19 protein-coding genes, 3 pseudogenes and 1 riboswitch are annotated in these 16,975 nt (G+C 33.7%); of the genes and pseudogenes, 7 read left to right on the top strand and 15 right to left on the bottom strand.

Going from position 1 to position 16,975, the window contains the following annotated elements; translation table 11 throughout:
• Window positions 1-3: 3 nt before the first annotated feature.
• Together JCM21714_RS15535 and JCM21714_RS15530 are read right to left on the bottom strand one after the other, a co-directional pair.
• Window positions 4-351, bottom strand: a complete 348-nt coding sequence (locus JCM21714_RS15535; protein WP_035725686.1) for an ArsR/SmtB family transcription factor — start codon at window positions 349-351, stop codon at window positions 4-6.
• A 171-nt stretch (window positions 352-522) separates the two neighbouring features.
• The gene (locus JCM21714_RS15530; protein ID WP_035725684.1) at window positions 523-1,554 is read right to left on the bottom strand and encodes a metal ABC transporter solute-binding protein, Zn/Mn family; all 1,032 of its coding nucleotides are present in this window, start codon (window positions 1,552-1,554) and stop codon (window positions 523-525) included.
• A 232-nt stretch (window positions 1,555-1,786) separates the two neighbouring features.
• On the opposite strand from JCM21714_RS15530, the gene JCM21714_RS15525 reads away from it, so the two are divergent.
• A complete protein-coding gene (locus tag JCM21714_RS15525; protein WP_035725682.1) occupies window positions 1,787-2,539 on the top strand; it encodes a FixH family protein in 753 nt (250 codons plus the stop codon).
• 28 nt (window positions 2,540-2,567) lie between these two features.
• Here the strand turns inward: JCM21714_RS15525 and JCM21714_RS15520 are convergent, their stop codons facing one another.
• Window positions 2,568-2,891 (bottom strand): DUF4870 domain-containing protein, encoded by a 324-nt coding sequence (locus JCM21714_RS15520; protein WP_035725681.1) that lies wholly within the window; start codon window positions 2,889-2,891, stop codon window positions 2,568-2,570.
• A gap of 118 nt (window positions 2,892-3,009) precedes the next feature.
• Between JCM21714_RS15520 and JCM21714_RS15515 the strand changes: the two genes are divergently transcribed.
• Window positions 3,010-4,302, top strand: a complete 1,293-nt coding sequence (locus JCM21714_RS15515; RefSeq protein WP_035725679.1) for a lysine N(6)-hydroxylase/L-ornithine N(5)-oxygenase family protein — start codon at window positions 3,010-3,012, stop codon at window positions 4,300-4,302.
• An 83-nt stretch (window positions 4,303-4,385) separates the two neighbouring features.
• Here the strand turns inward: JCM21714_RS15515 and queE are convergent, their stop codons facing one another.
• From queE to queC, 3 genes and pseudogenes are all read right to left on the bottom strand, one after another.
• Entirely contained in the window at window positions 4,386-5,150 is a 765-nt protein-coding gene (gene queE / locus JCM21714_RS15510) for a 7-carboxy-7-deazaguanine synthase QueE (RefSeq protein ID WP_052000802.1), read from the bottom strand.
• Window positions 5,143-5,610 carry a 6-carboxytetrahydropterin synthase QueD gene (queD, locus tag JCM21714_RS15505; protein WP_035725677.1) on the bottom strand — a complete coding sequence of 156 codons (468 nt, stop codon included), beginning with the start codon at window positions 5,608-5,610 and terminating at the stop codon, window positions 5,143-5,145. Before queD ends, queE begins: the two co-directional genes overlap by 8 nt.
• Window positions 5,610-6,277 (bottom strand): annotated as a pseudogene (gene queC, locus JCM21714_RS15500) (7-cyano-7-deazaguanine synthase QueC). Before queC ends, queD begins: the two are co-directional and overlap by 1 nt.
• An 80-nt stretch (window positions 6,278-6,357) precedes the next feature.
• A riboswitch (PreQ1 riboswitch) is annotated at window positions 6,358-6,402 on the bottom strand.
• A gap of 426 nt (window positions 6,403-6,828) precedes the next feature.
• Here queC and guaC point away from each other — a divergent pair.
• Window positions 6,829-7,813, top strand: a pseudogene (gene guaC / locus JCM21714_RS15495) (GMP reductase).
• Between the two features lie 831 nt (window positions 7,814-8,644).
• A complete protein-coding gene (locus tag JCM21714_RS15485) occupies window positions 8,645-9,160 on the top strand; it encodes a CueP family metal-binding protein (RefSeq protein WP_035725673.1) in 516 nt (171 codons plus the stop codon).
• Window positions 9,161-9,288: 128 nt separating this feature from the next.
• Here the strand turns inward: JCM21714_RS15485 and JCM21714_RS15480 are convergent.
• Window positions 9,289-10,218: pseudogene (locus JCM21714_RS15480) on the bottom strand (SDR family NAD(P)-dependent oxidoreductase).
• 72 nt (window positions 10,219-10,290) lie between these two features.
• Entirely contained in the window at window positions 10,291-10,863 is a 573-nt protein-coding gene (locus tag JCM21714_RS15475) for a TetR/AcrR family transcriptional regulator (RefSeq protein ID WP_035725672.1), read from the bottom strand.
• A gap of 173 nt (window positions 10,864-11,036) precedes the next feature.
• Here JCM21714_RS15475 and JCM21714_RS15470 point away from each other — a divergent pair, with 173 nt between their 5' ends.
• Entirely contained in the window at window positions 11,037-11,912 is an 876-nt protein-coding gene (locus JCM21714_RS15470) for a Cof-type HAD-IIB family hydrolase (protein WP_035725670.1), read from the top strand.
• A gap of 62 nt (window positions 11,913-11,974) precedes the next feature.
• Here the strand turns inward: JCM21714_RS15470 and JCM21714_RS15465 are convergent, their stop codons facing one another.
• Window positions 11,975-12,640: an SOS response-associated peptidase gene (locus tag JCM21714_RS15465; RefSeq protein ID WP_035725668.1), complete on the bottom strand. Its 666-nt coding sequence runs from the start codon at window positions 12,638-12,640 to the stop codon at window positions 11,975-11,977.
• Between the two features lie 87 nt (window positions 12,641-12,727).
• Here JCM21714_RS15465 and JCM21714_RS15460 point away from each other — a divergent pair, with 87 nt between their 5' ends.
• Window positions 12,728-13,054: a thioredoxin family protein gene (locus JCM21714_RS15460; RefSeq protein ID WP_035725667.1), complete on the top strand. Its 327-nt coding sequence runs from the start codon at window positions 12,728-12,730 to the stop codon at window positions 13,052-13,054.
• Between the two features lie 222 nt (window positions 13,055-13,276).
• Window positions 13,277-13,855 carry a VLRF1 family aeRF1-type release factor gene (locus tag JCM21714_RS15455; RefSeq protein ID WP_235182952.1) on the top strand — a complete coding sequence of 193 codons (579 nt, stop codon included), beginning with the start codon at window positions 13,277-13,279 and terminating at the stop codon, window positions 13,853-13,855.
• Window positions 13,856-13,881: 26 nt separating this feature from the next.
• Here the strand turns inward: JCM21714_RS15455 and JCM21714_RS15450 are convergent, their stop codons facing one another.
• The 6 genes from JCM21714_RS15450 to JCM21714_RS24480 form a co-directional block, all read right to left on the bottom strand.
• Window positions 13,882-14,883 (bottom strand): S8 family peptidase, encoded by a 1,002-nt coding sequence (locus tag JCM21714_RS15450; RefSeq protein WP_035725666.1) that lies wholly within the window; start codon window positions 14,881-14,883, stop codon window positions 13,882-13,884.
• Window positions 14,884-15,154: 271 nt separating this feature from the next.
• Window positions 15,155-15,280 (bottom strand): hypothetical protein, encoded by a 126-nt coding sequence (locus tag JCM21714_RS23245; protein WP_268748379.1) that lies wholly within the window; start codon window positions 15,278-15,280, stop codon window positions 15,155-15,157.
• Window positions 15,281-15,458: 178 nt separating this feature from the next.
• Window positions 15,459-15,794: an HD-GYP domain-containing protein gene (locus JCM21714_RS22240; RefSeq protein WP_268748378.1), complete on the bottom strand. Its 336-nt coding sequence runs from the start codon at window positions 15,792-15,794 to the stop codon at window positions 15,459-15,461.
• 29 nt (window positions 15,795-15,823) lie between these two features.
• Complete coding sequence (locus JCM21714_RS23240; protein ID WP_268748377.1) at window positions 15,824-16,054, bottom strand: HD-GYP domain-containing protein; 231 nt, start codon at window positions 16,052-16,054, stop codon at window positions 15,824-15,826.
• Window positions 16,055-16,179: 125 nt separating this feature from the next.
• On the bottom strand, window positions 16,180-16,422 hold the full coding sequence (locus JCM21714_RS24485) for a hypothetical protein (protein ID WP_369403630.1): 243 nt from the start codon (window positions 16,420-16,422) through the stop codon (window positions 16,180-16,182).
• Between the two features lie 65 nt (window positions 16,423-16,487).
• Entirely contained in the window at window positions 16,488-16,628 is a 141-nt protein-coding gene (locus tag JCM21714_RS24480; protein ID WP_369403627.1) for a hypothetical protein, read from the bottom strand.
• Between the last annotated feature and the right edge of the window lie 347 nt (window positions 16,629-16,975).

Raw genomic sequence — 16,975 nt, 5'->3', positions numbered from 1 at the left:
TTACTAACAGCATGTAATTCTAGTTCCTTTTTTCTCTAATTCTTCTATTTTATCTTGCTGATTTGGTAACTGTTCCAATATTGGTAAAAGGAACTCATACCATTCACTATTGTGATTTAAGGAATAAAACACCCATTGTCCTTTTCGTTCTTCCTTAATTAAATCCACGTCTCGCAATTTCCTTACATGCTGACTAATAGATGGCTGACTCATTTGAAATATTTCTACAAATTCACACACACAACACGTTTGCTCTTCTATTAGTTTGAGCATCGTAAGTCGTGTTTTATCTCCCAGAACTTTCAAAATTTTTGCTGATTTTCCAATATCGATTTTTAATTGAGTATCCATAAAACCCCCCCTCCTTCACATCTATACATAACTATATAACAATTTACTTATATATTCAACGCCTTTATTATTTTTAAAAAAGATACATAAAATACCCTTTAGAATAGACTTTTTTTAAGGTGTCTACTCTATAGGGTACTTTTTTAATTTATTTCAACTTTATGCTTGTGTTTAATATTCTAACGCTTTGTTCAATACGTCTAGATTTCGTTCCATTAATGTAAAATACGTTTCTTCATTTTCAATATCTTCTTCTGTTAAGATTGATAAGTTGTGTAATTGTAGGGATTTTACATTTGTTTCTGATTGAATTACTTCCGCTACTTTTGGTTCTATATTTTGCTCAAATAGTAGATATTGAATGTTGCTTTCATTTACGTGATCTAGAATTCGCTCTAATTCTTTTTGAGACGGTTCTTGTGATGGTGATAAGCCTGATAAGGCAATTTGTTTTATATCATAGCTTTGTTCCCAATAACCATATGCTGCATGTGTCACTAATATCTCATTATTGTTTGCATTTTCAAGTTGTTGATGAAAGCTTTCATCTAATGCAATTAATTGTTCTTCTAAACTATGAAAATTTGATTCAAATGTTTCTGCTTGATCTGGATTTAATTCAATTAAAGCATCTTTCACATTGCGCGCTAATTCAACAGCACGAATAGGGTCAAGCCATAAATGTGGGTCTGCATCGCCATGATCGTGATCATGTTCTGAGTCTGTTTCGTCTTCCTCATGTGCATGCTCATCTTCATGTGCCTGTTCGTCTTCTTCATGTCCATGCTCATCTTCATGTGCTTGTTCGTCTTCATGATGATGAATATGCTCTATTAGTGAAACACCATCGGAAGCTTCCAATATCATAACATTTTCCTCAGCCAATGCACTTTTTATTTTATTTGCATACGCTTCAAGATTAGCACCATTAAATAAAAACATATCTGCTTCAGCTATATCAATCATCGTTTTAGATGTAGGTTCATAATTATGTGGATCTGAACCTGGTGGTAAAATCGTTTCAACCTTAACATATGCCCCACCAATTTCTTCAGCGAAATAGGCTAATGGATATAATGTTGAATAGATTAAAAGTTTATCATTTGTTTCATTTTCTCCAGTTGTTTCTGTGCCAGCATTGCTATTACATCCAACGAGTAACAGGAATAATAACACAAAAACGACCACTCCTACCTTTTTCATTAACGTTTCCCCCCCCTTGATTTAATATGTGTTTTTAAATAATAATGATTACGATTTACTTCAAACAAAAAAACGTAAAATCTACGTTTACGTTTATTATAATCTACTTTTCTAATATTGTAAATAGTAATTGTTACGATTTATGTTTGGATTGTCACCTATTGTTCATTGATTCTCTTGTATACTAAGTGTATAGTGTTTTTAGCAAAGCAATTTATGACGGAGGTTTATTATGAAAAAACTATTTATCATTTCATTCATTACACTATTAACGATCGTGGCGTGCAGCAATCAAACTGAAAGCGACCCTGAGATAGAAGAGGAAGTGAAAGGCATTCACGTTGACTTTCAACTGCCAAACGATGCTGATACGGGGGAAACTGTAGGATTAACAGCAACTGTAACCTATGGCGAGGATGAATTAGTAACTGATGCTGAAGAAGTGAGTTTTGAATATTGGAATGTAGAAGATGAAGAAAATACTACAACAATCGAGTCTACCAATAATGAAGATGGTACTTATACAGCTGAAGTAGTATTTGAGAATGCCGGAACATATGAGATTTATGCGCATACCACTGCAAAAGATATGCATACGATGCCCAAAAAGACAATCACGATTCAAGGTGAAGAAAATACCGAAGAGGAACACTCAGCTAGTAATAGTAATGAGGAGCATAGTCATCAAGAAGACTTTATGATCCACTTGGAGGAACATGAAAAAGTCAATAAAGATACAAAAATTGACTGGACAGCACACCTTAAAATGGGAGAAGAACCCTATCAGAATGCGCGTGTTCGTTACGAAATTATTCCTGAGAATAGTGACCAGCACATATGGTTGGACACGGAAGAAATAGAAGCAGGTACTTATAGTAGTACACATACCTTTGCTGAAACAGGTCAATATAAAGTCGTCGTCCATGTCAATGATGACAGTGGCCTCCACGAACATAAGGAATATAATTTTGAAGTAATTGAATAAAAGAACAGTGCGTTGACGCACTGTTTTTTTATTTTATAAATCGGATAACCAATGGAATACGATATTTTTCTCCATTGTATGCTTTAAATAAAGCAATTAACGTAAAAATAAAAGCTAAAATTGCGACTATCGGTGCTAAGATAAATCCGATTAATACAAACATTAAAAGTGCACTTACAATACCATAAATGGTATAAGAAATAATAAAGTTAAAATATTCTTTTCCATGATAATCGATAAAATCGGATTCTTCACGTTTGATCAACCAAATGATTAGCGGCCCGATAATGGCAGTAAATAGACTTAATAGATAAATTAACATTCCAAATAAGCGTTCATCATTATGTATCATTCATTCCACCTCCCTCGATAAATTGTAACATATAATGACTTATAATTTGATGTATTAGATAATTTATCTTAGAGCGTATATAATAAAAATAAAATGTGTCTAAAAATGAGGTAATATAATGGAATTATATGATGTAGTTGGAATTGGAATTGGTCCCTATAATTTGGGTTTAGCAGCCCTTACAGACGAAAAAACTGAACTGAAAACAATATTTTTTGACCAAAATGGTGAATTTGCCTGGCATCCAGGGATGCTCATTGATGGAACAGATCTGCAAGTATCTTTTTTAGCAGACCTTGTTACCTTTGCAAATCCTACTAGTAAGTATACGTTCTTAAATTATTTACATGAACAGAATCGTTTGTATAAATTTTTCTTTTTTCATAAATTCGAGATACCTCGGGCAGAATATGCTTCCTATTTAAAATGGGTTGCAGAACAGCTACCTCAATGTTATTTTCAATCAGAAGTGGTAGATGTAGTGGATCATGATAATTATTACGAAGTTGTAGTGAATCATTGGGGAAGACAAGAAGAAAAATCTTATTTTACTAAACATATCGTTTTAGGAACTGGCAGTAAACCAAATATTCCATTTGAGCTAGATGATATTGAATCTGAAGAAGTTCATCATTCCAGTCAATATTTATATCTAAAAGACCAAACAATACGTGCTAAACATATTACCATTATTGGTTCAGGTCAGAGCGCTTCTGAAATTTTCTATGACTTACTAACGTTGCAGGAACATTTTGATTACCACTTGGCATGGTATACCAGATCACCTGGACTTCTACAACTAGATAATTCCAAAATTGGCCAGGAAGTATTTTCACCAGACTATGTCGATTATTTTCACGAATTATCTTTCCAAGAACGAAAAGACACTCTAGAGCATCTAGGACAATTAAGAAAAGGGATTAAAAAAGAAACTCTACATAAGATTCATGAATTACTCTACCATCGATCTGTTGATAACAAGAGATTACCTATTACCATTCAACCATTAACAGAAATTAATAAAGTATTCAAAAAAGCAAGCGGCTTAGAAGTCCATGCAACCCATTGGCAAAAAGAAAGGAATATTTCATTTGATACGGAAAAAGTAGTATTGGCAACAGGCTATAAACCAAATATACCTGATTGGTTTTATAACCGCTTCGAAGATAAGATAGAATGGGAAGATGATAAACTCTTTAAAGTGGATGATCATTTTAGACTTTCTTTTAAAAACAGGGATCGTGACCACCATTTTTATACCCTAACCAATCTGGTACATTCACACGGAACAGGTGCAACTAATCTAGGATTAGCTGTAGATCGTAATATTCAAATTATTAATGAAATAGCAGGTAAAAAAGTTTACAAGCAACAAAGAGATACTATTTTCACTCAATTTGAACCGAAATGATTCTCACATAAGCTTTTTTGAATGAAATGTAATCTTTATTAAATTGTTTAGTATCTTATGTCTTAGTCTCATCCTCAACAATATTATGAAATAAGAGGGGGATTCACATAATCAAACCCCCCTCTTTTGTTTCCCCCCCATACCAATGCGTGCACTTGTGGCAGGACTCGTACATGATTTAGTTGTGAGTTAGACATGACTTTATCTATTAACCATTCATACTTTTCTAACAAGTGACCTGCTAAATGACTAGGCTGGTTTTCTTGCAAATCATCATTACCGACTTGTAAGAAAAAAGGCACGGCAGGATATCTTTGGTGAACCTTTTCTGCGTATTGTAAATCCTTTTCATCAAAAACGACAATTTTTAAGCTTGTATGTGCCAGGCGATTATTTATAATTAATAGATCAATAATTTCATCTAATATTGTCCAGTTCGTTTTCATCTTTGAACTAGGCGGTTTGGGAGATAACGTTAAATCATCTACATCCAAGAACCATTCCTGCCAACGACTTCCTTGTGTCTCTAATGCAACCTCCATATTGTGCTCATGAAGCAAATGAATTAGACCATCTAAATGTTTTAATAATGCGGGGGGGTTTCCACCTGAAACAGTAACATGGTCAAACTGGTTTCCACCGATTTCTTTTAGTTTAGTGAAGATTTCATCACTTTCCATTTTGACAATCTCATCCTTTGCACTACCATCCCATGTAAATGCTGAGTCACACCAGGCGCAGCTATAGTCACAGCCTGCGGTACGGACAAACATCGTTTTTCGACCAACTACCATACCTTCTCCTTGTATCGTAGGACCAAAAATTTCTAAAACAGGAATTTTACTCATCGACCATCCACTCCCGTCTAACCTCTGCATAGCTAGTTGGTGTTTCATACAAACGAACAAATTCGACGCGACATTGATTATTGTGACCCTGAAGTGCTGCTTCCATTTTTTCAAATATCCAAACCACCATGTTTTCTGCGGTTGTATTCATTTTTGGTAATGTTTCATTTAAGTATCGATGATCTAAGTGAATCTCGATTTGTTCTTTCCATATCTTTTTAATATCACCAAAATCAATCACCATTCCAATTTCATCAACAAAACCACTAATACCAAAGACTGCTTTATAGGTATGGCCATGAAGATTCTTACATTTTCCATCATAGCAATGTAAGTGGTGTGCTGCATCGAAATCAAATTCTTTACTTACTAACACTCTTTTCTGATGATATTGTAGTTCACCTTTATGAATATCTTTATTAAACTTCTGCAATTCCTCAACTATTTGAAAACCAAACATTATTTATTCTCCTCTTCACGCTGTTCTAGGTAGTTATCTAAACCTTGTTGTCTTAACTTACATGCAGGACATTCCCACAGCCGGTGCCTTTTATCCCGTTATAACACGTTAATGTATTCTCGCGAACATATTCAAACACACCTAATTGATCAGCCATTTCCCACGTTTGTGCTTTATCTAACCACATTAATGGTGTATGTAAGACAAAGTCATCATCCATAGAAAGATTTAAGGAGACATTAAGTGATTTTATAAATATATCTCTACAATCAGGGTACCCACTAAAATCAGTCTCACAAACGCCTGTTATAATATGTTTCGCATTTATTTGTTTCGCTAAAATAGTAGCAAAAGATAAAAATAATAGATTCCGACCTGGAACAAACGTATTTGGCAAGCCTCCATCTTCTCCTGCTTCTACCTCGATGTCCTTGCGAGTTAGTGCATTAGGTGCTAATTGATTTAAAAGCGTCATGTCCAAAATATGGTGCGTTAAACCTTGTTCGCTGGCAATTGCTTTAGCAACCTCAATTTCCTCTTTATGACGTTGATTGTAATCAAATGTAACTAACTCGACGTGATCAAATTTTTCTAACGTCCAAAACAAACATGTCGTGCTATCTTGTCCACCACTAAAGACGACAACGGCTCGCTTATTTTTATCCATAAAAAATCCCCCCCTTTCCTATGTTAAAAGAGAATTCTATACACCAAAAAACAAAAAATCATACCTAAGGCTCGGTATGATTATCCTTAGTTTTTTATAGAGGGTGTAGCTAGAACCTCTCCTGCTTTGCTGGCAGAATTTATTTATTTTTTTCATCCATTTTGTATTATAGCATATTTTTCTTTTTTCGCATACGGAAAGAGTAAATTCTATTTCCATTCATTCACTGTTTCTCTCATCAAATATTCTAACTATTAATGAATTTTAAATATAGAAATTCATTCAATACTTCGATGAAATTAGTTATATTTTGTAGCTTCTAATTGCTTTTATAAAATTTTCAGTACAATTCTAACATTTAATAAAATGAATTACCAGCTACCTATATTTAAGGTAGAAATATGTACTAACAGGTCTATTTTCTCTATGCTTCTACAGAAAATTTTAAAAGCAACTTATCATTGACATTCAACTTCAACTATATTATATTACTATAGGCGAATATTTTTCCGCCTAATTTAGACAATAGTTCGTCTTTAGGAGTGAAAACCATGGAAAATGTATTTGATTATGAAGATATTCAATTAATTCCTGCAAAATGCATTGTAGAAAGTCGGGCAGAATGTGATACATTCATTCAATTTGGAAAACATAGATTTCGTTTACCAGTAGTTCCCGCTAATATGCAAACGATTATCGATGAAAATATCGCACTGTTTTTAGCAAAAAATAATTATTTTATATCATGCATCGATTTGAACCAAAGACAAGAAAAAACTTTATACATTTGATGCAGCAAAAGAATTTAATCGCTTCCATTAGTGTGGGTGTAAAAGAGGAAGAATATACCTTTATTGAGGAACTCGCGAGTGAGAATCTTATACCTGAATATATCACAATTGATATTGCTCATGGACATTCTAATGCTGTAATTAAAATGATTCAGCATATTAAAAAGCTTTTGCCGGATAGTTTTGTAATTGCTGGTAATGTTGGTACACCTGAAGCAGTAAGAGAATTAGAGAATGCTGGAGCTGATGCCACAAAGGTTGGAATCGGACCTGGAAAAGTATGTATTACAAAAGTGAAAACCGGATTTGGTACAGGCGGATGGCAATTAGCTGCGCTACGTTGGTGTGCAAAGGCAGCGACGAAACCAATTATTGCAGATGGCGGTATTCGTACACATGGAGATATTGCTAAATCTATTCGATTTGGTGCTTCCATGGTAATGATCGGTTCCCTATTTGCAGGACATGAGGAATCACCTGGTACAACAGTGGAGCAGGATGGTCAATTATTTAAAGAATATTTCGGTTCTGCCTCTGAGTATCAAAAAGGGGGGAAAAGAAAAATGTCGAAGGTAAAAAGATGTTTGTAGCCTATAAAGGTCCATTACAAGATACGCTTGTGGAAATGGAACAAGACTTACAATCTTCTATTTCTTATGCCGGTGGAAAAAACTTAGAAGCCATCCGTACTGTAGATTACGTAGTAGTCAAAAATTCTATTTTTAATGGCGATAAAGTTTATTAATAACATAAAACTTCCTGAAAATTAGGTCTTACTTGATGTAATAAATCGAGAGGCTGAGACAAAAGTAATTTGATACAAATGAAATCCGAACGATATGCAAATTCTCCGATTGAATTTGCTATCATTCGGATTTTTCAATTGCATATAAGATAGATTATGTGCACTAACTCCTGTAACCACTATGAAAAATTTTAACTACTAAACAGCCGCTCCGGCTGCACGCTTCCCTTTCCGTGGGGTTTTCCCTTCAGCTAACTTTTTCGAGCAAAAGACGCTCGAAAGTGGATCTTCAGAGAAAACATTCCCACAGGAGTGAAAGCGGGCGCCTTCGCTGTTGATTTGCTCTACAACGATTAAGACCGATATCTTTTTGACTTTCCAAACAAGGATAACTATAAAAACGAGATAGGAAAGTAAAAATTTTACCACTTGCATCTATTGTAGAATATGATCTAGCGCAGGCGTCCACTTCGACTCCTGGGGGGATCAGCGTGATCTGAAAATCCACTTTGTAAAGTGCTCTTCTTTACAAAGTTAGTTGAAGAGCACGCCCCCCCGGAAAGCGAAGTGGGCAAGCCGAAGCGGTTGTTACACCTAATATAAATTTCAAGATTACTACACAGTAAATCGAAGTTATATCGCATTATCTTCCTTGTATTCATTTTTATTCATAACATTATTCGGCTTTATGGTGGAAAATAATTGATATCTCCCAGCCTCTTTTTTTATTAGCGTAAAATTTATAGATATTTTTACGGTTAATGAAAAACTGCCTTTTCTTGATTGAAAGATGCTATAATGTGTAGGAATAAAAAGAGGAGTGTTTATAAAATGAAACGTTTAATGATTCTAATATTATTTTTTTCTACTATCCTAGCAGCTTGTTCCACAGATTCTGATCAAAATGAATTATCCACACAAGAGCTAAAAGATTTAGTTCATGATTATAGTACCGACAAAAAGACTGCAGAAGCTGCTTCTATCAGTTCCTCTAACTTAGTAATTACAGAAGAGGGAAAAGAAGTAACCTATGATCTATCCAAGAATGATTTTTTCGTCTCCATCGCACCTTATGAAATGGCAACACATCCATGTGAAAACCATAGTTTAACAGGATGCCAAGGTGAGATGAGGAATCAGGAGTTCGACTTATATATTGAAGACACAGACGGTAATGTTATCGTTGATAAAACAATCAATTCCTTTGATAATGGCTTTATAGATCTATGGTTACCAAGAAATAAGACCTATAAAACAAAGATTGAGTATAATGGGAAAGTTGCTGAATCAGACATTTCTACCTTTGATAAGGACGGGACTTGTATTACAACTATGCAATTGATATAACATGGAAACTGTACTATATAATCTCAAATAATAGTATAGATAATAAGCTTCTTCGGGATGTGATTCTCCGATTAAATTTCCTTCCATAATAAGCAGAGAAGGCTATAATAATCGGTGCAAATCCTCCCTCACTGTTTCAGACTTTTCAGGGTTTTTAAAATGCCATATTCATAAGATGTAGTTGGAATCTCACCAATAATTTCTTGGTATTTTCCCCCATCTAATACAACAGGCTCTTCATTCAAATAAAACATTTCTTTTACTTCTCGCATCTCTTTATCGAATAGTCCCAGTAAAGAAATCATCCTTTTATTCACAGTAATAATTCGTTTTTTATAATTTGTTTGGCTTTTTACCATATCAATAATTTCTTCACCTGAAATCGTATCTGTGGCTGGAATGTTCCAATTCTCGCCATACGCTTTATCACTTAATGCAAGATTAACTATCGCTTTTGCACCATCTGGTGTATAAATATATTCCCTTTTCACTTTGCGATCACCAATAAATATAGTAGATTTATTTTGACTAATCGGCTTCAAGAAGAAATGAAGCATCGACTTTTCTGCACCCGGTCCATAAAAATCAGGAAAGTGAACAAAGAAAGCATCTATATTTGAATCTTGAACAATTTGTTCTAATTGCAAGCGAATCTTTCCTTTTTTTGTGTGAGGATTTTTAGGGTAATCTTCGCTTATACTTTTGCCATTTCCTCTTCCATATGCATAAATATTATCTACTATCGCCAGTCTTACAGCATGTTTTTTTGCTATGAACACTATATTATGCATAATTTTTGCTAATTTATCTTCTCATTGTGAATACGGAATATTAAGCGCATGAAAAATTGTATCTACATCTGTCATTGCCTTATCTAAATCATCTTTATTTAATGCATCACCAGATACAATGGAAACCAAATCAATATCTCCATAGAGTGTATTTAATTTAGCCTTATTTCTAGCAAATACAACTACCTCGATTTTTCTATTTACTAATTCATTCACAATCGCTTGACCCATACCACCAGATGCTCCCAAAACCAATGCTTTTTTCAATATAATTTCCTCCTTATTAATTTACCACTGGTCAATTCTAGATAAAAAAAGTAAAATTAGTTCCATGATAATTTAATCCTTCAATATATTCATTATTAATTGAACATGCGTTTGTACTGCAGATTGCAAATCATCAAATGAATAACCTGTGCGACAGTAATGAGCGACAAACCCATGTAACATTAAAAAAATGGACCATATCTTTTTTACTTCCAATTGATGATCTGTTAACGTCGCAATTGTTGTTGCAAAATTGTGATAGCTCTGATCAGGCGCATTTGTTGCATAATATTGTAAGTCTTTATCCTTCGTCAAAAACATGATTTCATAATGATTCGGATACGTTAATCCAAACCGAATAAAACCTAACAGTAATTCTTCCAACTTCTGTTCTCTCTCTATATCAAGTTTCATTAATTGATCAATTTCCGCATTAATCATCGCGAAATCTTGCTCTACCATTGCATAAAATAATTCAGCTTTATTTTTAAAATGATAGTAAATTGCACCGTGACTATACCCTAATACTTTTGCGATTTTTCTCATCGATGTATGTTGATATCCATCTTCCACAAATAAGTCATGTGCTACATCGATAATCATCTCTCTACTTAGCTCTTTTTCTACTGCTTTCCTTGCTGCCATGTTGTAAACCCCTTTAATTAACCACTGTTCAGTTTAAATATTAATACTTCCTTATTTAAATGTCAATATAATTTTCATTTTTTTTACATATAACTTAAAACGAATAATTGTCTATTCCTAAGTAATTAAAGTATGATAGAAGAAAAGAAATGAATGATGGGGGGGATATGAAAATGAGACTAATCGCTACAGATCTTGATGGAACGTTGTTAAATGAAAAACACGAGATTAGCAAAGAGAATGCTGACGCTATTCAAAAAGCAAAAGATGCTGGTGTAGAAATTATGGTTGCAACCGGAAGATCTTATAACGCTGCTAAAAAACCACTTGATAAAGTAGGTTTAACCTGCCCAATTATTTGCTTAAATGGAGCTAAGATTTATAATAAAGAGGGTCAAATTATTAGTACCGCTCCACTAGAAATAAATTCTTGTAAAAGTATTCAACATACCTGCCAAAAAGAAGGAATGTACTTTGAACTATTTACGAATAAGGGTGGCTTCTCAGAAAGTCGGGATAAATTCTTAGAAGTAATGGTAGATATTGCTGCAACAGCTAATCCAGATATAGACGAAGAAACCATAAGATCGAGAGCTTCAGAACGTTTTCAAGAAGAAGAGATTAAAATTACGAATGATTTTGAAGCACTGTTTAATCAGCCTGATATAGAGGTATATAAAATCTTAGCCTTTTCTCTACAAGAACAACAACTGTCAAACGTATATCATCAGCTAAAAACCAATGGTCAATTAGCTATCACCTCATCAGGTGAATCGAATTTAGAATTTAATCATCCTGATGCTCAAAAAGGGATTGCTTTAGAAGGTTTTGCAAAACAAGCTGGTATAGATATGAAAGATGTAATGGCTATTGGGGGGGATAACTACAATGATGTATCCATGTTAAAGATGGCTGGTCGTGGGGTGGCGATGGGCAATGCCAATGATGAAATTAAAAAGCTGGCTGACTTCACTACAACTTCAAATTTAGACAACGGTGTAGCACATGCCATAGAAGAAATGCTTTCAGAGATCCAAAAGGGGAAATAAATTGGTATTTTTACAGGTGAGGTTATCTAACTCTCACCCTTTTTTCACACTAATTTTATCTTTTATATTGTGATAGGTTGAATTAGACTAGAATCATTATATTTTGAATTATTAACTTTTTTCGAAACTGGATAGGCATCCATTTTATTCGAATCATATGGAGTTAATAAACGCTTCAACATTATCTTATCTTCTAAAGTAGGATCTAACCACATTTCACGTTGCCTTTCATCTAAAATTACAGGCATACGGTCATGAATTTCTCCCATCAAATTATTTGGCTGGGTCGTTAAAATCGTACATGAAACAATTTCTTCTCCATCTGATTCCCAGCGATCCCATAAACCAGCGAATGTAAAAACATCCCCATTATTAACAGTAATACGATAAGGTTGTTTCTCATTGGCTATCCGTTTCCATTCATAAAAACTATCTGCCACGATGAGGCAACGTCTTCTAGCTAATAATGATGTAAATGCTGGTTTTTCATCAACTGTTTCACTTCTGGCATTTATCATTTTACTGCCAATTTTAGTATCCTTCGCCCAATTCGGTATCAGGCCCCCCCATTGCAAATACCCTGCCCTTCTTCCATTGGTGCTGCCAACAATTGCTAATATATCTTGAGTAGGTGCAATATTATAGCTCGGCTCTAATTCATCCATATATACATTTAATTTACTCGCAATTAATTCCTTGGATGCTTCCAGTGTGAAACGACCACACATAAGATAAATTCCTCCCTTTTCATTTTAGAAGCTTTTTTATTCTATCTTACCTTTTTTGTGTTAAACTGTGTAGCAGAGGTGATTACTATGTTCCAAACATTGTATTCTATTAAGGAAATAGATCAATTTATTGAAGCAAATCAGCTATCTTTCTTATATATAGCAAAAAATAACTGCAGTGTCTGTCATAGCTTATTACCGCAGATCGAAAAGATTATGAACAATTATATTAACATTGCGACAGGATATATACTAATAGATGACCTTCCAAGTATTGCTGGTTGTTTGTCGATATTCTCTGCACCTGTACTAATTTTATTCGTGGAAGGGAAAGAGTATTTGCGCGAAGCCAGAATTGTTCACCTTGATCATTTTCAAGATAAACTCGATAAAATTTATGCTAATTTTTATTAAGATCTACTCTATTTTATTATAATCCAGGTATTTCCCGGGAAATGCAAATTTATTGTGGATCTTTTCTTATTACTGCTAATTACTTCAAAAGTATCATTTCTTTTATAATGGAAAATTCATTTAAAAAATGGCTTAAGAAATTTTGAAAGCTACCTTAAGGAAGATGGCGATCCTAACGAAAAAAGAAATTATTGGGCTGTAAAAGAGAAAGTTGAAAATTATATGCATGAAAATGAACAAAACCTTGCAAAAAGCGTTGTGATTTTCGCTAAAGGTGATGATTCCGTATGGTTTGCAGAGAAGTTTCAAATGCCTGTAAAAACTGAATTTAACTGGGAAGAAACAGCAAATTTAGAGCAATTAAAAGAAATGTTCAATGATTTCCCACAAACCGGAATTATACTGACGCAAAAATCGGCTATAAAAATTTTAGATACAGAGTTAGGTACTTTAAAAGACACCAAATTATATGAACTTGATTTAGATACAGAAGACTGGAGAGAACACTCAGGTCCCCCCCCTCATGGTCAAGCATCTCTAGGTCCTGGTGGTCAAAACACACAAAAAGAACAATTCGAAGCCAGGTTTGATGCGAATAGACATCGTTGGTATAAAGATATTGGATCTACCTTAGACAAATTGGCGAAAGACAAAGATTGGTCACGTATTAACGTTGTAGGTGATAAAGATGAAGCACAAAACTTAAAGAAAAATATGAACAAAAAAGTAGATGACATTATACCAAAAAATATGTTAGAACATGAAGAAATGCATATTATCAATGAAGTGATAATGAATTGAAAAATCGAGCAATTTGCTCGATTTTTTTATAAACTAGCTTCTGGAATAATATAAACTTTTCCTTGTAAAGAAGATTCTTTTTGGGCAGGAGAGAAAGCGCGTTCACCTAGCATGATCAAACCATTTCCTTCCATCCTTTTGCTATACTTAAGTGGAATGGTTGATTTTACTAACTGAGCATAAATTTCCGGTTCCGTTAATCTTCTGTTAAATGCTAGTTCCATTTGTTCTATAATTACTGCTGCAGCACCTGTAACATGAGGTGTCGCCATTGATGTTCCAGACATAAGCGCATATTTGTTTCCAAGGTAGGTTGATTTAATTTTGACACCAGGTGCTACCAGATCAATTTCGTCATTCGTATTTGAGAAAGCTGCCAACCTTCCATTATTATCTACTGCCCCCCCGACTTGTAATACTTCTTTAAAATACCCGGGATAGTTCCTTTCATTAGTGCTTTCCTCGCCATCCCCCCCATTATTGCCAGCTGCACAAACAATAAGAATATTATTTTGTACTGCCTGGCGTATTACCTGATGTAGTCTCTTATCATTCTGGGTTGTACCGCAAGACATGGAAATCACTCTCACTCGTTCATTTTGACTTCCTCGCCATTGCATTGCATATTGAATCGATTGAATAATAGTTTCTAATTTCCCATTACCATTTTTATCAAAGGCTTTTAATATAAGCAATTTCGCCTCAGGGGCAACTCCTACTACACCTTCTCCATTTAGGTTAGCTGCAATCGTTCCTGCAACATGTGTTCCATGGCCGTTTTCATCTGAAAAGTCATACGGTAATCCATAATTTTCAGTTGTGAAATTTTTTCCGCCAATGATTCGATCTTCTAAATCTGGATGTGTTTGATCACAACCTGTATCAATAACTGCTACAACACTCCCATTACCTCTGTAACCTTTTTCCCACTTTTCAGAAGCTTTTATCATTGCGATTCCTTCAGGTATTTCACTTGCTGTATCAACAGTTTCTTCTATTTTATAAGGAATTAATTTAATTTGAGCCATTTTTATCCTCCTCCATCTACCTCTTGCATTATTACAGTAGATGCAAAAAGGAAAAAACGGAATGAGTCATATGACTAGAATCAACCAGATTTTCGCGACTTTCTTAATGAGTAGATTAATAATATTAAAAATAAGACGGTTTGACTTACTATAACAAGTGCATCCCAAAAATATGGATTGTTTATGGGATGTAATAGATGTGGTAATGTTGTTGATAAAATATAAATAAGCTGCGGCACAAAAAAAATAAAAAACATGGAAAAAGTGATAATTATACCAAGGATAAAAAAACAGCATATACTTTAACAATTTTCTTTTCCCCTGAAAAAGTTGTCGTATACTGTTCTTTTTTCAGAAATGGCAGCCATTTACTCATGAAATTTTTACCGTTCTCCATAGTATAACACCCCCCCGTCACGTTTTCAAAGATATAATATAAATCTGTTTTCATATATATGCCACATTAAGAATGAAAATAGGATGCTATTTTCATAGCATCCTAAAGTAGTTATATAAAATTCTACCATCTTAGAAAAGTACACCACCAACACATTAATAAACACCTCCCCACTAATTTATTTTTTATGTAATTCATGATAGTTTTTATGATAATCGACCCATTTCGGAAATACTTTAATAAAAGTATTTACTAAGTCGGGATCAAATTGAGTTCCTTTTCCGTCAAGAATATTTTTATATGCTTCCTCCAGAGGCAAAGCAACTCGATATGATCTTGACGATGTCATTGCATCAAAAGCATCCGCAATAGAGGTTAATCTTGCAAAAAAGCTAGTTTCATTTCCTTTTAATCCACTTGGATAACCTTTTCCATCCCAACGTTCGTGGTGATGTCTAATTACATCAATATAATCTGCCACCCCCCTCAACTTCCTGAAGGGCTTCTGCTCCAACAGTTGGGTGAGTTTTGATTTTATCAAATTCAGGTTTGGTTAGCTCCCCCAGGTTTTGATAGAATTGCATCCGGTATATTAATTTTTCCAATATCATGTAATAAACAAGCATAATAAAAGGGCTTTAAATCTTCAGTTTTATATTCTCCTGTTGCTTTTACTAGGAGCATGGCGTAACCAGCGACCCTTTCACTATGTCCGCGAGTATAGGGATCCTTCAATTCTAGCGTAGCAATTACACCTTTTACTAAACCTTCCATTTGATTATCATAAGAACTTTTAAACGCAGAAACATAACCTAAAAAGCGAGAAAGCACTATAAATGAAACAATCGAAAGTACTAAAAGAATTAATAATGGAATGATGACTACTATTTGTTTAAGAGCTAAACCAATAAGGATAAATTTGAAACAAGTACCAAAAAAACTAGATAGAAAAACTTCTTATTTACAAATATAGGTGCAAAAAGCACTATAACTATTTCTATTATATTTCCATTTACATATGTAATGTCATTACTCAGATAGTAATTTAATTCAATCACTAAATTAATAAGTGTAAATGATATAAAATAAATATACTTAATTGGTGAAGGATTATTATTTTTCATATAATAGTAAGCAACTATTAATAATCCGAAAAGAAGAAAGTATAAAATTAAATATGAATTTGTATTTATAGTATCTGCTGGAACTATGTCCCAAGAAATCTTGGCAGAATATAAAAGAATACAATTTCATAACCAACATAAATTCCATAAAACAACCACAAAAACCATATCGTCGTTCTCTTCTCTTCATGAAGTATGTTCGAATACTTATGTAAATTTCCCATCTTTTAATCCTTCCCAAAATATTATACTATATAAAGAACAATATTTCTACAATTTTCCTCTGAATTTTCTATTAATCTCATAATAATAGTATATGCCACTTGTCGAAAAGTGTAAATAAATAATACAACCAGTGAATATAGCTTTAGTATTAAAAAAGTTTTCCAGTAATAAATCGTTGCCTCCAAAATTATATATGCTACTAAAATTGGTCTTGACGATCAATATATTTATGATCAGCTTGCATTGGATATAGAAAAGAGAAATTTAGCAATGTATAAATTAGATCTTAATAATGAACAATTACCCTTTCCGTTATAGAATTTATTATTGGAAAAAGTTAAATATT

The sequence above is a fragment of the Gracilibacillus boraciitolerans JCM 21714 genome, from assembly GCF_000521485.1.
Lineage (GTDB): Bacteria > Bacillota > Bacilli > Bacillales > Amphibacillaceae > Gracilibacillus > Gracilibacillus boraciitolerans.
The sequence above is the reverse complement of the archived record's forward strand: the minus strand, read 5'-3'. Positions and strand labels throughout refer to the sequence as shown.

What these genes read in the sequence shown, in the direction of transcription:
- JCM21714_RS15535 (WP_035725686.1), bottom strand. Translation starts at nt 351, where the DNA reads ATGGATACTCAATTAAAAATCGATATTGGAAAATCAGCAAAAATTTTG.
- JCM21714_RS15530 (WP_035725684.1), bottom strand. Translation starts at nt 1,554, where the DNA reads ATGAAAAAGGTAGGAGTGGTCGTTTTTGTGTTATTATTCCTGTTACTC.
- JCM21714_RS15525 (WP_035725682.1), top strand. Translation starts at nt 1,787, where the DNA reads ATGAAAAAACTATTTATCATTTCATTCATTACACTATTAACGATCGTG.
- JCM21714_RS15520 (WP_035725681.1), bottom strand. Translation starts at nt 2,891, where the DNA reads ATGATACATAATGATGAACGCTTATTTGGAATGTTAATTTATCTATTA.
- JCM21714_RS15515 (WP_035725679.1), top strand. Translation starts at nt 3,010, where the DNA reads ATGGAATTATATGATGTAGTTGGAATTGGAATTGGTCCCTATAATTTG.
- queE (WP_052000802.1), bottom strand. Translation starts at nt 5,150, where the DNA reads ATGAGTAAAATTCCTGTTTTAGAAATTTTTGGTCCTACGATACAAGGA.
- queD (WP_035725677.1), bottom strand. Translation starts at nt 5,610, where the DNA reads ATGTTTGGTTTTCAAATAGTTGAGGAATTGCAGAAGTTTAATAAAGAT.
- JCM21714_RS15485 (WP_035725673.1), top strand. Translation starts at nt 8,645, where the DNA reads ATGAAACGTTTAATGATTCTAATATTATTTTTTTCTACTATCCTAGCA.
- JCM21714_RS15475 (WP_035725672.1), bottom strand. Translation starts at nt 10,863, where the DNA reads ATGGCAGCAAGGAAAGCAGTAGAAAAAGAGCTAAGTAGAGAGATGATT.
- JCM21714_RS15470 (WP_035725670.1), top strand. Translation starts at nt 11,037, where the DNA reads ATGAGACTAATCGCTACAGATCTTGATGGAACGTTGTTAAATGAAAAA.
- JCM21714_RS15465 (WP_035725668.1), bottom strand. Translation starts at nt 12,640, where the DNA reads ATGTGTGGTCGTTTCACACTGGAAGCATCCAAGGAATTAATTGCGAGT.
- JCM21714_RS15460 (WP_035725667.1), top strand. Translation starts at nt 12,728, where the DNA reads ATGTTCCAAACATTGTATTCTATTAAGGAAATAGATCAATTTATTGAA.
- JCM21714_RS15455 (WP_235182952.1), top strand. Translation starts at nt 13,277, where the DNA reads ATGCATGAAAATGAACAAAACCTTGCAAAAAGCGTTGTGATTTTCGCT.
- JCM21714_RS15450 (WP_035725666.1), bottom strand. Translation starts at nt 14,883, where the DNA reads ATGGCTCAAATTAAATTAATTCCTTATAAAATAGAAGAAACTGTTGAT.
- JCM21714_RS23245 (WP_268748379.1), bottom strand. Translation starts at nt 15,280, where the DNA reads ATGGAGAACGGTAAAAATTTCATGAGTAAATGGCTGCCATTTCTGAAA.
- JCM21714_RS23240 (WP_268748377.1), bottom strand. Translation starts at nt 16,054, where the DNA reads ATGGAAGGTTTAGTAAAAGGTGTAATTGCTACGCTAGAATTGAAGGAT.
- JCM21714_RS24480 (WP_369403627.1), bottom strand. Translation starts at nt 16,628, where the DNA reads ATGGGAAATTTACATAAGTATTCGAACATACTTCATGAAGAGAAGAGA.